This is a genomic window from Mucilaginibacter sp. P4_G9, from assembly GCF_056400985.1.
The window spans coordinates 1-15,191 of record NZ_JBFUKF010000105.1 but is presented as its reverse complement, the minus strand read 5'-3'; the positions used below and the strand labels follow the sequence as shown (position 1 = coordinate 15,191).

Here is a 15,191-nt window from a genome sequence, read left to right as displayed (position 1 = left end):
GATCTAGTGTTTCTTTCAGCTTTCGGTATATATTGTCTGCCGGAACACGGTCGGACAATTGGAAATTGGTAAAGAGTTTCTCTTGATAGTGCTTCTTTCCTTGCATGACGTTAAGATACTAAAAATCAATATCTTAACATAAATTATTGCGAAATAGTTGACGAGTTGTGCAACAGCCACGTGTCGCGTGTGTCTGGATCGTTTCCCCAATGTTTGTCCCTTACAAAAGTCAATGTAATATTTTCCGTTCATCAACATTAGTTTGTGGATAAAGCTACATCGATTCCTTTAAATTAGCTATGCTGCCGGATAAAGAATCTAAAGCAAAGCCCGGATGTTAGTAGCACATCCGGGCTTTGCAAAGCGGTCATATATCAACGGGGTACACGCGACACGCGTGCACCAGCGAAAGATTAGCATCTACTTTACTTTTATAAGAATTAACTCATCAAACCTCGAATCATAAATCAATGAAGATCGTTTCAGTTTCAAACTATCGGATGATATAGTACCTGAAAAATTCTGAGGAAATTTGAGCAACGCTGGTGTTTTCATCCCCTCCTTTATATAAAACCCCTTATTACGACTTCCGTTTTCAAAAGGGCTCTTACTAAACATGTAGCTGCTCAACGTAAATCGGATAGATGAATTAGCTATAGTTAAGCCTTTTACCTCTGACTTGTAATAAATCGGGGTTCCATCCGATAATTTGTCGAAGCCATAAAATATTCCACTAATAGACTTTTCATCATGCTTAAATTCTATCCAGTTCATGGATTTATCGCCCACTTTTTGCATAAACCTCTCCGTATAAACTTTTCTATCCATATTTTGCTGCGGTGGTCTAAATGCCACTATTAAAAAAAATATGGTAATTACAGGTAATAATTTCATCGTTGTTGTTTTTGTTGCGCCTGTTTCGACCAGACTTTACTCCAATTAGTTAATAGTCCTTATTTATGCCTTCCGTAGTAAATATGCTATCAGCGACATTTTTTGAGATCTTTTTAGCTGAATGTTCTATTTGATAGGTATAAACTATTGAATCCTTATGCTGTTTAATGCCATACATATATTCGACCTGAAGCCATCTTCCTTTTCCATTTTGCAAAGGGAGAGTATAAACATCAAGCTCTCCTTCTATATCGCAACCTGAAAAAGTAACGGTTTTTCTTTTATGTCCTATGACATTTTCATTTCCGGTCCACCATATGAAATTCTGATCGCGCTCCTTGACGTGCCAGTTATTAGGTATCAGGGGAATCCCTAATGTCTTTCTTCTCACATTGTAGGAAGAATCATAGCTATTTTGACAAGCCGTCACAATATAATTGCTTATCACGGTGTATAAGCAAACAAAAGCGCATATGCTAATGAATATTGTTGTGTAATGTCCGCTGTTTATGCTTTTCTTCATTGCTTATATTTTTGTGGCCTAATATACCGGTCCATCTGAAGTACCTAAAATCATTTTGGCACTTCAGTTGTCTCTCACAACCGGGATACAAACAAAGTTACACAGTCCCCGCCATACACATGGTGACACTACTTTGTCAGTAGATGGTTATTCCTCATTTGGCGTGGGTGTACGGCAGACCCAAAGCGCGGCGTATCTGTTTAATAGGAATTGGATTTGTTTGTTTTCTCCATAGGATAGTATTGTGTTTCAAAGGTGCTTTTAAGGAAGCGCTTAAGTGAACCGGAAGGACAAGAACACGGCGCCGGGAAGCCGACAACGGGAATAGTTCGGTTAAAAAACTCATCATGTAATATTTGTATATTTTTCTCGATTTTTTTAAACTATTTCTATTCTTTATATCAATTATTGTCCATTTTTTTGAACTTAACTGGACATATTTTGCCGGAACAGGTTGGCTTAACCGCAGGCCAAAATCCCACCAAATTCTTGACTTAAACAGATGTTCGCATTTTTAAAAAACAGGTGTCCGGGCCGGTACTTGCAAATGCCAGACCACACTATTGTATGGTAGAATTACGGGTGGTGACGCTACTTTGTCAGTGTTTATATCTGAGATAGTTAAAGTGATGGATTATTGGATGTTTGGCAGGGTGTTTGCTGTATTTTACCTGTTCCAAAACACACAGTTTTTCAAGGGAATAACTGATCATAGTCATTTTTTTTAGTTTAAAAAATGGGGATATTTGTTTATCGATTCCCGGTAAACATCCGCATTGAGTCTTGCCAGTTTATTACTCATTTATATTAATTCAATAGTAATGAAAACTATACTTGTTCTCACCGATTTTTCAGATAATGCTGCTCATGCAGCTCAGTCAGCTGTGAAACTTGCCGGCAAGCTTCAGGCTAATGTTTTGTTATTTAATGCTTACCAAACTATTCCGGTAACCAATTATTATACCAGTACCCCATGGGGAGGAGAAGATACTTCTTATTGGGAAAATCAGAGTAAAAATCATATTGCTGATTTTCAAAATCACCTCGAATCAGTTGTCAGTGAGATCCCTCCGGAAGAATTTAAACCGGCCATCAGCAACTTATGCGGGGAAGGGAGTTTGGGAGAGCTGGTAAAAGAAATTGACAAACGGTATGATATTGAGTTGATTGTGATGGGTTCCCGGTCTGATAATTCGTTCGAGCATATCTTTTATGGGAGTGATACCTATTCTGTAATCGAGCATGCCAGCCGTCCTGTTTTGATCTTACGGACAGAAACCGAATTAACAAAACTTGATAATGTTATAGTGGCAACCAACTTTAGCCAGGAGGATCTCAAAAGCCTGCGCTACCTCACCAGGCTTGGTCAAATATTCAACACAAAATTTGAGCTGGTACATATTATGCCATCGGAGGAAACCGGAACGTTAAAAACAGAAAAGGAAATTGATTTTATGGAGCAGGTAGCCGGTTTAAAGTATCCGCATATTGCTTTTAAAGACGTTAGGGGGAAAGAGGTGATTCAAAGGCTCAATCGCTTGTGCGAAGAGGATAACGCGGACGCTCTTGCCATTATTCATCATCCGCGCTCGTTTTTTTCACGGATGCTTAAACTAAGCCTCGCCTATAAAGCGCTCGACAAGCAGAAGATCCCATTGCTGGTATTTCCGGCGAAAATGGATTTAGAAAACTAATATCCGTCAACAAAAATTATTGGATGGCAACATTTCCTTCGTATGACTTTTTAAAAACCTGGGGCGAAAAAGAAAGCATAAACTCTTCTGCTTTCTTAAMCATATCTGCCGAGCCAATAAAAATTGCCGATCGCTGGTGAAGTTCTTCTACTTCAACATCAAGTATTCTTTTGTATCCATTAGAAGCCCGTCCACCTGCCTGTTCAACAATAAATGCCATGGGATTACATTCATACACTAACCTCAGTTTACCCTTATGTGCTCCTGAAGTGGGGGGATAAATAAAAACACCACCTTTAATCAAAGTCCGGTGTAAATCAGCTACCATTGATCCTGTATATCTTGAAGTATAGGGTCTGTTTGTATCTTTGTCTTCTACCTGGCAATATTTTATATACTTTTTCACTCCATCGGGGAAATAATTATAATTTCCTTCATTTATAGAATAGATATTGCCCGTATCCGGTACCCGCAGATCCGGATGGGATAAACAAAACTCTCCTATGGAAGGGTCGAGCGTAAAGCCATTTACCCCTTTCCCGGTAGTATAAACAAGCATCGTGGACGATCCGTAAATAATATAGCCAGCAGCTACCTGTTCGGTTCCTTTCTGAAGCGCATCATCAAGTGTAGCGGCCCCGGTTAACGATTTGCGCCGGTATATGGAAAAAATTGTACCTATGCCTACGTTGACATCAATATTGGAGGATCCATCTAAAGGATCAAGCGCTACTATATATTTTGCGTCCTTTGATACTTCAGAATCAATGTAAATGTATTCGTCATTTTCTTCTGAAATAACGATGCAACACTCGCCTCCGCACTGCAGGGCAGCAATAAATTGCTCATTGGCATAAAGGTCTAATTTCTTTTGATTTTCACCCTGTACATTGACAGAGCCGGCTTCTCCCAAAATATCAATAAGACCTGCTTTATTAATTGCCCTGTTGACAATCTTTGCTGCGATCGCTAAGTCCCGGAGCAGTCTTGACAGCTCTCCTTTAGCAAATGGAAAATCCTGTTGCCTTTCAATAATAAACTGGCCTAATGTTTTAACAATACTCATAATTCTTATCTAAAACTGTGTCTCCTCAACTTTTATAAAAACTGCTTTGCGGCATTACAGAGATTACCGAAAAGATTGACTAATTATAATTATGAAGCGGAAGTCAACCTGTATCTTTTACAGCCTGAAATATTTAAATATACCGCTATTCATGGCAATTCTTACAGGAAATCATCAAGATATTTACTACAACGATATCGTTCTCCTGTATTTGGTTAGTGATGTATATTGGTACTCCGGGCTCATTATTTATTATCTCTTGTAAAATCGTTAATAGCCATCCGCCAGTTAAAGAATTGGCTTCCGCTTTTTGATGTGCCTGATATAACTGTTAGGTAGCTTCGGTCAAAAAATGAAGCTAAAGCAAATACCTGTAAGCCGCTTTGTGGGTTAAACAGTGTACCAGGCGCATAACCTTTCTCGTTATTTTTTGCACGCTTCTGGTCGAATGCAACCTTGCTGTTTACAAATTCGGGATGTGTTTTTTCACCAGTCATAAAAGGTACCATGTAATCAACCGATTTTTTGATGGAGGCTCCATTTGGAGTTTGATAGATAAAATAATTTTTGCCGGTATTCCGGTAAATGGCAATACAGGTAGATAGGAGTGGTTCAAGGTCATAAATATGATAATGAAAAGCATCCCTTTGTTCAAGATCATGAGTGGTGCCATCGGGGTTTAAATTAACAGCAAGTTGTTTTTCCAGCTCAGTTATAATAAGATCATCATACTTATGATCATGCAAGGTATAAGCTAAAAGCGTGATCATTTTGATCCGGTGCGAATTCCAGTTGTTTATGGCTGTGCTTTTGCCTGGCTTTGCCGAGGCGCTGTTTACCTCAGCATCGGCAATACTTTGCAGCCATTGATCAATTATTACCCTGTTGGCTAATTGCACATCATTCCTGACCAGGTCATACCCGGTAACCATATCTTCCAGCTTGGTTTCATTGATCGGGTCGCCGGTGGCAACGTTGGTTTTTGCCCAGGCCAGGAGGTATTCAGTGGCTTTATCCAAATAGGTTTTGTTACCATCATACTTATAAGCAAGTGCCAGCGCGTATACTTTATAAGCATCCTCAACAGCCTTTAAGCTTGCTGTTTTTTTAGGATCGCCCTCCAATAATCCCTGTGATAATATTTCCTTTATAGGATTTGGCGATTGGCTAAGGGCCTGTTTCGCGGTCATTAAATAAGCATCAAAGGCCTTTTTGTAACTTAACGATTCCTTTTCATCCAGATGTATAGCCTTGCGCATTGCAACAACCTCCTTGTTATTAAGGCTTACCAATTGCGCTTTAGCTGGCAAAATCATAGCTAACAAACCCAACCCGCATATTATTTTCTTCTTCATTTTTTTAGTTTCCAATTTTAACTACGTAATAATGCAGGCAGCTTATAAAGCATACTTTTCGCCATCAATCCTGGTGAAATCCCATCGCGCCGGGCTAAAAGCATCAACCAGCATACCTTCTTCCAAACAAACGCAACCATGTATGGTATAAGGCGGTACATAATAACCATCGCCTTTGCTAATGATTTTTTTGGTATCGCCCATGGTCATTTCAAAAACGCCACTTTCCACATAACTCACCTGCGAATGTGCATGGCTATGTAAAGTGCCGCAGCTGCCTTTGTTAAATTTTACTTTTACCAGCATTAGCTTATCATCAAACCCTAAAACCTGGCGCTGAACGCCGTCGCCCGTTATTTCCCAGGTAGTATTATGTTCGTACAGAAATAAATTGCTTTGTATCATATTATTAGTTTTTTAAGCTGCCGGCCGTATTGATAACATTTTTTTTGTTGGCCAAACGTTTTTGTCGCAACAAAGCTTCAAGGTAATAGTAATCAGCATAAATAATGGGTACATCTATCTCGCCTTGGGCGGGTTTATGCCCTGTGCTGTGCAACAGCAAAAAACCTTTGGCGCTATCAGGCTGTGCCTGGTACGATTTGCTCAGGCTGTTCAATATCTTATCGGCAGTTGTTTTGTACACCCTGGCATTTTTACTATATGTGCTCAGCTCGTAAAGGGCCGATGCCGCAATTGCCGCCGCCGACGCATCACGAGGCTGGCCAGGTAATTTGGCAGCATCGTAATCCCAGTAAGGAACCAGGTCGGCAGGCATGGCCGGATTACTAAAAATATATTTGGCAATTTCTTCGGCTTGCTGCAGGTATATTTTATTACCGGTTTCCCGGTAGCACATGGTATAACCATATAATCCCCAGGCTTGTCCCCGGGCCCAGGATGAACTATCGGCAAAGCCCTGGTGGGTTTGTTTATGCAGCACTTTGCCAGTCTGCGGGTCATAGTCAATTACGTGGTAAGAGCTATAATTGGGCCTGAAATGATTTTTCATGGTTGTATTTGCATGTGCCACGGCCACTTTGTAAAAACTGGAATCGCCGCTTAATTTGGTTGCTTCAAACAGCAGTTCGAGGTTCATCATATTATCTATGATTACGGGAAACTGCCAGTCTTTACGGTTATCCCATGATTTGAGGCAGCCCACAACAGGGTTAAAACGGGTTATTAACGTTTTGGCCGATTGGATGATCACCTCTTTATATTCAGCATCGTGCGTAAGGCGATAGGCATTACCAACGCTGTTATAAACTTTAAAGCCCATATCATGCGTTACACCGTTGGTTTTTTCGACCTCCATCGCAGTGGTATAGGGTATGGATTGTTCTTTCCAGAACTTATCGCCGGTATACTCATACAGGAACCAAAGATTCCCGGCAAAAAAACCGCCGCACCAATCTTTAGTAGGTACAATAACCAAATCGCCGGTAGCATTCAGTGCGCGCGGAGATAACAGGTTAGGATTAGCTGCTGCTTTTTTTGCCTTATCAGTTTCATTAAGCAACAATTTGGTTTGATGCTGGGCAAAAACGAAGGCTTTATCAGCATTATTTTGCGCAAAAAGACTGAGCGTTATCCCGTTAAATAAAATCAGCGGAAGTAAGTGTTTAATTTTCATAGAATATTTTAAAAAAAATGCCAGCGTTAATTGGCTACCTTAATTTTGATCACCAGTTTCTTTACAATGTCATAGCCGGGTACCTTGATGGTAGGTCGGTGTGCATCCTGCGGAAAAAACAGGTAAAAGGTTCCGGGCTCTGCGGTATAGTAAGTGCCCTCGGCAGTGTAAGCGGCTCCATCTTTCGCCTCATTATAAGGTTTTGTAACAGTTGCACTGCTTACAGCAGCTACGCCTATTTGTTCTTTGCCTTTTATTACATATTGAAGGTCGATATATTTTTTATGCGATTCCCAGCTTGTTTTTTCCAGGTCTTTTGATGGGCTTTCAGTAATACTGGCATAGGCGTTTTCTCCATCAATGGGATGTTTACCTACACTAAGCGTATCTAAGTTTTGCTCTTTTATAAACCGGAACACTTTATCCCAAACCGCTTTATTGGCATGGTATTGTTTATAAAACTCAACCGCATTAACCGATGGATACACATTCAACCTGATATTGTTGCTCCAGTCTTTGCTTTTCAGCCATTTTTCGGCGGTTTTTGGGTTGATGCTGTCATTCTTAATTTGTTGTGCGGTCACGGTGTTTTCCATGGTTACCAAACTAATTATTGCTAAGATCAGCTGATGTACGGGTTTAATTTTCATAGTTTTATTCGACTTGATTTATAAGTTAATGGAAACCGTAATTAGTAAAACAGCACCATGATAAATCAATATTACAATGTATTCCCTTAAATTGCATCGTAAACGGGTATTAATTCTACGCAAACGTTATAGTTATGGCAGGCAGATTTATAAGGCTGATTATAACCTTATAAGCACTATTTGTGTTTTGGTTTACGTGTACATTTAAGCTGATTAAGCTGTAGCTGCAATTAAATTGCTAATGTTATATAAGATTTTTTATATTGTGGAACTGCCAGCATAATCCGGTCGAAATTGCTTCGAGTTAACAGTTATGAATTTCAACGCTATTACAATAAAAGACATTGCCCGGGAACTTAATCTGTCTATATCCACGGTTTCAAAAGCATTAAGGGATAACTACGAAATCAGCGAGAAAACAAAAAAGAGAGTAAACGATTACGCAGAAAAACATAATTACCGGCCTAATCCTTTTGCCCAAAGTTTAAAACATGGCCATAGCAGGTCACTGGGTATAGTTGTATCAACTTTTGAGAATCAGTTTTTTTCGCAGGTGATTAATGGGGTTGAATCCGTTGCCCACAAAACGGGATATAACGTTATCATTACGCAATCGCATGAATTATATGACCTCGAGGTAAAAAATATCAATCATCTTGCCCATCTCTCCATTGATGGTTTGCTTATCTCCTTATCAAGTGAAACCAGGGATTTTGAGTGTCTGCAAAAACTGCATCAGCAGGGGTTGCCAATTGTTTTTTTTGATCGCGTTACTGATGAAATAGATACACACAAGGTAATTGCCGATAATTTTAAAGGGGGCTATGATGCTACCCGCCATCTCCTCGATTCGGGTTATAAACGGATAGCGCATATTACAAGTCCGCCCAATATATCAATTACAAAAGAAAGGCTTGCCGGTTACAATCATGCATTGGCCGAAGCCGGGATAACAGTACCCGATAATTACATTAAACATTGCCCGGATGGCGGCAGGGACATTAACGAGATTGAGAACGCGCTGAAGGAATTGCTTTCGCTGAATGAAAAGCCGGACGCCATTTTCACAACATCCGACAGGATCACAACCGTTACCCTTTACCTGCTGAATAAATTTAAAATAAAAATCCCCGAAGAAATTGCCCTGATCGGTTATACCAACAACTCCCTGGCAGAAGTGTTAAACCCTGCATTAAGCTCTATTTATCAACCGGCTTTTGAAATGGGACAAAAAGCGACAGAAATGCTACTAAATCTCATATTAAGCAAGAAACCCGCCACCCGGTTTGAAACTTTGGTTTTGCCAACCCAGCTATTTATACGTAAGTCAACCACTCCAAAAAAGTAGAAACTGTTTTCTGTTTATTTATACCCTTAGTGTTCCCAGGTTGCGATAGCGTATGCTCTTGTAATTAGCCGGACTTTAGACTTATTTTTTAGGTTAACGAAAACGATGTCGTAAATAAATATGCCAAAAGCATCTGCACGGTGTCGTAATCGGGATATTTTTGATAGGTGCAGTAAAACATATTCCAATTATAGATCCTGCATACCTGGTAAAATATTTAATAAAAATGAAACGAAAGCTGTTTAATGATGTGCCCTTCGTGTTTTTAATTGTATTAAATACAATCATTAACCTGGGCGGCAATAAACCCGGCCTGTATCAATCATCTAACATCAATAATTGAGGCTGATAATTGGTTTATAATTAAAGGCGGTTAATTACTAACAAAAAAAGTAAATGCTACTTACAAAAAGGTTAATATTCTTAACACTAATTTCCTGCATTGGGCTAACTCCAATTTGTTTTGGCCAGCAAACAATCCGTTTAACCAATAACTGGGCGTTTTTGAAAAAAGACCTCGGTGGAATATGGGAAGCCGTAAGGCCGGTAGGGGCCGGAAAACCCGAGTCGCTGCCTATGTGGACACAGGTATCCCTTCCACACTGCTTTAATGACCGCGACGCCGTTGACCCGGATGGAAATTATTACCAGGGCCCCGGCTGGTACCGCACCCGCCTAAATATAAATAACCCTTATCAAAACGGCCGTACCCTGCTGCACTTTGAAGGCGCAGGGCAAAAAACAGACGTGTATGTTTACGATATAAAAGTAGGTTCGCATTTGGGCGGCTATGATGAGTGGACAGTAGATATTACACAAGCTGTTGCCGACTTTAAAAAAACTGCCATTTTCACCAAACAATTTAAAGGGAAAATCCCTGTAGAAATTCGCTGCGATAACTCACGTAACCTGGAAACCATCCCCTCGCAATTATCTGATTTTAGTGTATACGGGGGATTATACCGGCATCTTAACCTGGTTTACCAGCCTGTTTTAAGCATTGATAAAATATTTGCCAGCGCCGTTGTTGATGCAAAAGCTGCAAACGGCTGGCTAAATACCAACTTAAGCTTTTACAACCCAACAGGTATAGGGTCTGTCACCGGCGAATTGCTGGTTAAGGATGCTTTGGGCAAAGTAGTCGGACGGGAAAAATATACAGCTGATAATTTACAGCAAAACAATACCTGCTCCATAGGGAAAATAAACATCAGTAAACCTCACTTATGGACCACTGATGTCCCTTATTTGTATACCATTGAGGTTACCTGCATTGCCGGGGGACAAACATATAAACAAACAGACAAGGTTGGGTTTCGCAGTTTCCTGTTTGCAGATCACGGACCTTTCTATCTTAACGGTAAGCGCCTGTTGCTTAGGGGAACTCACCGCCATGAAGACCATGCCGGTGTTGCCGCGGCCATGACAGATAGCATGATGCGTGAGGAAATGCAGCTGATAAAAGATATGGGTGCCAACTTTATTCGCCTGGGGCATTACCAGCAATCACGAACCATTTTAAACCTGTGCGATAGTTTAGGTATTTTGGTTTGGGAAGAAGAGCCCTGGTGCCGTGGCGGTTTAGGCGGCGATGCTTATAAAGCGCAGGCCCACAGCATGCTTACCAATATGATACAGCAGCATTATAATCATCCTTCAATTATATTATGGGGCCTGGGTAACGAGAACGATTGGGACGGCGATTTTAAGGAATTTGACAAGCAAAAAATAAGGGCATTCATGAGCGAACAAAATAACCTGGCCCATCAGCTTGATCCATCCCGCAAAACTACGCTGCGCCGTTGTGATTTTTGTAAAGATATTCCCGATGTGTATTCCCCTACAATATGGGCCGGTTGGTACAGGGGATTTTATACCAGTTATAAAAAATTCACCCGGGATGAATTTGAAAAAGTGCCTCATTTTATCCATGCCGAATGGGGTGGCGATAGCCATGCAAACCGTCACTCAGAAGACCCTGACAGGGCCCTGGAAAAAATAATTACCGATACCGGCATTAATAAGCTTTTAGTTGATTCCACTTTATTTGGCGGCACTACGCATGTATCAGAAAACAGCGATTGGAGCGAAAGTTATATATGTAACCTGTTCGACTGGCATTTAATGGAACAGGAAAATATGCCATGGTTAACCGGCTCCGCTTTTTGGACCTTCAAAGATTTCTCAACCCCCATCCGCCCGGAAAACCCCGTGCCTTATGTGAATCAAAAAGGGGTGGTTGAGCGTGATCTTACAAAAAAGGAATCGTATTATGTAATTCAATCCTATTGGAGCACTAAACTAATGGCGCACATTTACGGGCACAGCTGGCCGGTAAGGTGGGGCGAACCCAATGAAGCCAAAATGATAAAAGTATATGCTAATGCCGATAAGGCCGAGCTGTTTGTAAACGGCAAAAGCTATGGCATTAAAAAACGCAACCCGCAAAATTTCCCGGCGGCGGGCTTAAGATGGATGGTTGTTTACAATAAAGGGAAAAACAATATTAAAGTTGTTGCCTATAAAGCAAAAGCCGTAGTAATCGATACCATAAGTCAGGATTATCAAACCGAAAAATGGGATAAACCGGCCAGGTTACTGTTAACCAAAATAGCCGATAAAGATGGTGTGGCTACCGTACAGGCAACTCTGGTAGATAAAAATGGCATACTATGCCTTGATGCCGCTAACTGGATAAATTTCTCGCTGGCAGGCAAGGGCATATTACTTGATGACCTGGGTACATCCAAAGGCTCGCGTAAAGTGCAGGCTTATAACGGCAGGGCTATCATAAGTGTTAAACTGAATGCCGGTAGTTCTGTTATTGGTGTACAATCGGCCGGTTTACCCGCCCAATTTTTAAACCTGTAGCATGATGAATTATAAAATTACTTTTCCGTTATGCCTTATCACCTTATTGTTTTGTGGGTTTAAAACAAGTAACGATATTAAACAACAGGTTGAAAGCACCTTACGCCCGTATGTTTTAAAAGAGGCAGCCTGGGCTATGCAGCAGCAGCCGGTAACCGTTACTGCACAAACCTGTGCCCGTAGTGCCGGGGCTAAACATGATTTTTATTCGGAAGGCGATTACTGGTGGCCCGACCCTAAAAATCCAAGCGGCCCTTACATTCAAAAAGATGGCCTCAGCAATCCCGATAATTTTGTAGCGCACCGTTTAGCTATGATTCGCTTTAGCCGCATTATAGGTGCATTATCTTCGGCATATAAACTTACACATAATACAAGGTATATTAAGCAGGCTATGATCCATCTGCAGGCCTGGTTTATCAACCCCGAAACCTTAATGAACCCCAATTTGCAATATGCACAGGCATTAAAAGGCATTACTACCGGCAGGGGTATTGGTATTATTGATACTATTCAGCTAATGGAGGTGGTGCAGGGTTTAATGGTTATGGAGAATGATCCCAGGATGGATAAAATATTAGTAAATGGTATACGCAACTGGTTTGCACAATACCTTACCTGGCTAACCACCAGCAAAAACGGGTTGGAAGAAAAGGCAGCGAAAAACAACCACGGTACCTGCTGGACCATGCAGGTTGCCTGCTTTGCCAGGTTTACACATGATACCGCTTTGATGGATACTTGCACTAACCGTTACAAAACTATTTTATTGCCCAACCAGATGGCTGCTGATGGTAGCTTGCCGCTTGAGCTAAAGCGAACCAAACCCTTTGGTTATTCCATATTTGATTTGGATGCTTTGACAACGCTTTGCCAGGTATTATCCACGCCACAAAATAATTTATGGGAATATAAAACAACTGATGGCCGATCTATAAAAACGGGTATAGCATATTTGTACCCTTACCTTGCCGACAAAAATAAATGGCCGTTTGCACACGATGTAATGTATTGGGAAAACTGGCCTGTAGCACAGCCGTCACTTCTTTTTGGAGCCGTTGCCTATAATAATAAGGAATGGCTTAACACCTGGAAAAGCCTGGATCACGACCCTAAAGTAGAAGAAGTGATCAGGAATTTGCCGGTAAGGCATCCGCTGATATGGATTGATTAAATCATGATGAGAAGAAATTTAACTATAACCGGATGTTTGCTTACAGCATTATTAAATACCGGCTTAGCCTTTGCCCAGGACAAAGGTGATGAGGATAAAACAATGGCAAACCAGGCGAAGAGCCGCGACAAAAAAGCTATTGACGATGCTGTAAGCGGCTGGTGGGCAGCCAGCATGAAAACACATGATGCTCGTGTAGCCTGGTGGCGGGATGCGCGTTTCGGCATGTTTATTCACTGGGGGATCTATTCACTTCCGGGCGGCGAATGGAAGGGTAAAAGGGTGGATGGTTATGCGGAACACCTGATGCGTAAAGAGAAAATACCCCGTGCCGGATACCTGGAACTCGCCCACCAATTTAACCCGGTAAAATTCGACGCGGATAAATGGGTAAAAGCAGCCAGGCAAGCCGGCATGCGTTATTTGATCATCACCGCCAAGCATCATGATGGTTTTGCCATGTATAACTCTAAAGTATCTGATTTTAATGTGGTTAAACAAACGGCCTGGAAGCATGATCCCATGGCCGACCTTTCGGCAGCCTGTAAAAAATACGGGATAAAATTCGGCTTTTATTATTCACATGCCTTTGACTGGGAACACCCGGATGCACCAGGTAACGATTGGGACTATAAAAATCCTGGCGGCGACCTGAACCTGTATGGCGGACGTGACTGGTACGATCTTCATCCCGAATTGTTGCCTAAAGCAGTAAGGTATGTGGATGAAAAAGCTATACCACAGATTAAGGAATTGCTGAACCTGTATCACCCGGATATTTTATGGTTTGATACACCGCAAAAACTCCCGCTATCCGAAAATATCCGCATCCTGCAGGCAATCCGCGAAACAGATCCCAATGTTGTGGTGAACGGCAGGCTGGCCCGCAGCGCTAACCTGAATATGGGTGATTACAGAAATACGTCCGATCGTCCTGCCGAGTTTTTTCCGGTTGATGGCGATTGGGAGGCTATACCCACCACCAATGAATCATACGGTTATTCTAAATATGATAAGAGCCATAAACCCCTGGGCTTTTTTATACAGTTGCTGGCTAAATCGGCTTCGCGGGGTGGTAATTTACTAATGAATATTGGCCCCATGGGCGATGGTGAGTTTGCCCCGGAGGATGTAAATATTTTAAACGGACTGGCTAAATGGATGAATAAAAATTCGGAAAGTATTTATAAAACCACCAAAACACCTTTACCTTTTCAAAGCTGGGGGGTATCTACCCGTAGGGGCAATCTTTTATACCTGCATGTGTTCAATTGGCCCATTAACAATAATATTATAGTAGGAGGGATAAAAAGCGACATTAGCAGGGCTTATTTATTAGCAGATCCATCAAAGAAAGAATTATCATTTAAACGTATCGATTCGTTGGATGTACGTATAAACGTCCCGTCGCAGGCATCCGATCAGGCAAATACCGTTATTGTGCTGGAAACAAAAGGCGCTATTCAAACAGATTCCGTACGGTTACTATCTGGCAGCAGCGTTATAAACCGACTGCTGGCATTTGATGCCAAATTGATAGGCAAGGGTTTTGGTTTTGGCGATGGCAAAACCGGCAAATATTATGTGGAAGGATGGAGTAAAAAAAAACAGTTAATTAAATGGGACTTCAGGCTTATACAACCGGCTGCTTATAAAATTGTATTAAAATATTTGGCAGATAGCACTGATGCAGGCAGCTATCAAATTACAATAGGCAACCTGGTTAAAAAGGCCGAGGTGTTATCATCTGTAAAAGAAGAAATTAAAACTATCGACCTCGGCGAGGTAAGCTTGTCGCCCGGTATACATACCCTGYAAATTACCCCGGTAGAGATAACAAAAAGCGCGTTAATGAAAATCCTCGAAATTCAATTAATACCCGTAAGAAGCGGTTTAAATTGATTTATGTATGTTTTTATACTTCTGATAAAATATATTGCCTATACCTTATAATGATGTGTTTGCAAGTCGCTGATTATC

The 15,191-nt window shown here is 41.2% G+C and carries 12 protein-coding genes; 5 read left to right on the top strand and 7 right to left on the bottom strand.

Annotated features, from left to right (window positions below):
* Positions 1–420: 420 nt before the first annotated feature.
* On the bottom strand, positions 421–894 hold the full coding sequence (locus AC1DPZ_RS11460; RefSeq protein WP_477403343.1) for a hypothetical protein: 474 nt from the start codon (positions 892–894) through the stop codon (positions 421–423).
* Positions 895–943: 49 nt separating this feature from the next.
* The gene (locus AC1DPZ_RS11455; protein ID WP_477403341.1) at positions 944–1,417 is read right to left on the bottom strand and encodes a hypothetical protein; all 474 of its coding nucleotides are present in this window, start codon (positions 1,415–1,417) and stop codon (positions 944–946) included.
* A gap of 821 nt (positions 1,418–2,238) precedes the next feature.
* Here AC1DPZ_RS11455 and AC1DPZ_RS11450 point away from each other — a divergent pair.
* On the top strand, positions 2,239–3,111 hold the full coding sequence (locus tag AC1DPZ_RS11450; protein WP_477403339.1) for a universal stress protein: 873 nt from the start codon (positions 2,239–2,241) through the stop codon (positions 3,109–3,111).
* Between the two features lie 16 nt (positions 3,112–3,127).
* On the opposite strand, the gene fbp is transcribed toward AC1DPZ_RS11450, so the two are convergent.
* From fbp to AC1DPZ_RS11425, 5 genes are all read right to left on the bottom strand, one after another.
* Positions 3,128–4,177: a class 1 fructose-bisphosphatase gene (fbp, locus tag AC1DPZ_RS11445; protein ID WP_477403337.1), complete on the bottom strand. Its 1,050-nt coding sequence runs from the start codon at positions 4,175–4,177 to the stop codon at positions 3,128–3,130.
* Between the two features lie 245 nt (positions 4,178–4,422).
* Positions 4,423–5,532 carry an alginate lyase family protein gene (locus tag AC1DPZ_RS11440; RefSeq protein ID WP_477403335.1) on the bottom strand — a complete coding sequence of 370 codons (1,110 nt, stop codon included), beginning with the start codon at positions 5,530–5,532 and terminating at the stop codon, positions 4,423–4,425.
* A gap of 42 nt (positions 5,533–5,574) precedes the next feature.
* Entirely contained in the window at positions 5,575–5,937 is a 363-nt protein-coding gene (locus AC1DPZ_RS11435) for a cupin domain-containing protein (protein WP_477403333.1), read from the bottom strand.
* 4 nt (positions 5,938–5,941) lie between these two features.
* A complete protein-coding gene (locus tag AC1DPZ_RS11430) occupies positions 5,942–7,168 on the bottom strand; it encodes a glycoside hydrolase family 88 protein (RefSeq protein WP_477403331.1) in 1,227 nt (408 codons plus the stop codon).
* 26 nt (positions 7,169–7,194) lie between these two features.
* Entirely contained in the window at positions 7,195–7,818 is a 624-nt protein-coding gene (locus AC1DPZ_RS11425; protein ID WP_477403329.1) for a NanQ anomerase/TabA/YiaL family protein, read from the bottom strand.
* Between the two features lie 313 nt (positions 7,819–8,131).
* Between AC1DPZ_RS11425 and AC1DPZ_RS11420 the strand changes: the two genes are divergently transcribed.
* From AC1DPZ_RS11420 to AC1DPZ_RS11405, 4 genes are all read left to right on the top strand, one after another.
* On the top strand, positions 8,132–9,166 hold the full coding sequence (locus AC1DPZ_RS11420; protein ID WP_477403327.1) for a LacI family DNA-binding transcriptional regulator: 1,035 nt from the start codon (positions 8,132–8,134) through the stop codon (positions 9,164–9,166).
* A gap of 396 nt (positions 9,167–9,562) precedes the next feature.
* Positions 9,563–12,037: a glycoside hydrolase family 2 TIM barrel-domain containing protein gene (locus AC1DPZ_RS11415; protein ID WP_477403325.1), complete on the top strand. Its 2,475-nt coding sequence runs from the start codon at positions 9,563–9,565 to the stop codon at positions 12,035–12,037.
* 1 nt (position 12,038) lies between these two features.
* A complete protein-coding gene (locus tag AC1DPZ_RS11410) occupies positions 12,039–13,211 on the top strand; it encodes an alginate lyase family protein (RefSeq protein ID WP_477403323.1) in 1,173 nt (390 codons plus the stop codon).
* 3 nt (positions 13,212–13,214) lie between these two features.
* Positions 13,215–15,113 (top strand): alpha-L-fucosidase, encoded by a 1,899-nt coding sequence (locus AC1DPZ_RS11405; protein WP_477403321.1) that lies wholly within the window; start codon positions 13,215–13,217, stop codon positions 15,111–15,113.
* The last annotated feature ends 78 nt before the right edge of the window (positions 15,114–15,191 follow it).

Bases quoted from the DNA above. Each gene is read 5' to 3' on its own strand.
- AC1DPZ_RS11435 (WP_477403333.1), bottom strand. From the start codon at position 5,937: ATGATACAAAGCAATTTATTTCTGTACGAACATAATACTACCTGGGAA.
- AC1DPZ_RS11415 (WP_477403325.1), top strand. From the start codon at position 9,563: ATGCTACTTACAAAAAGGTTAATATTCTTAACACTAATTTCCTGCATT.
- AC1DPZ_RS11440 (WP_477403335.1), bottom strand. From the start codon at position 5,532: ATGAAGAAGAAAATAATATGCGGGTTGGGTTTGTTAGCTATGATTTTG.
- AC1DPZ_RS11460 (WP_477403343.1), bottom strand. From the start codon at position 894: ATGAAATTATTACCTGTAATTACCATATTTTTTTTAATAGTGGCATTT.
- AC1DPZ_RS11450 (WP_477403339.1), top strand. From the start codon at position 2,239: ATGAAAACTATACTTGTTCTCACCGATTTTTCAGATAATGCTGCTCAT.
- AC1DPZ_RS11410 (WP_477403323.1), top strand. From the start codon at position 12,039: ATGATGAATTATAAAATTACTTTTCCGTTATGCCTTATCACCTTATTG.
- AC1DPZ_RS11425 (WP_477403329.1), bottom strand. From the start codon at position 7,818: ATGAAAATTAAACCCGTACATCAGCTGATCTTAGCAATAATTAGTTTG.
- AC1DPZ_RS11420 (WP_477403327.1), top strand. From the start codon at position 8,132: ATGAATTTCAACGCTATTACAATAAAAGACATTGCCCGGGAACTTAAT.
- AC1DPZ_RS11455 (WP_477403341.1), bottom strand. From the start codon at position 1,417: ATGAAGAAAAGCATAAACAGCGGACATTACACAACAATATTCATTAGC.
- AC1DPZ_RS11430 (WP_477403331.1), bottom strand. From the start codon at position 7,168: ATGAAAATTAAACACTTACTTCCGCTGATTTTATTTAACGGGATAACG.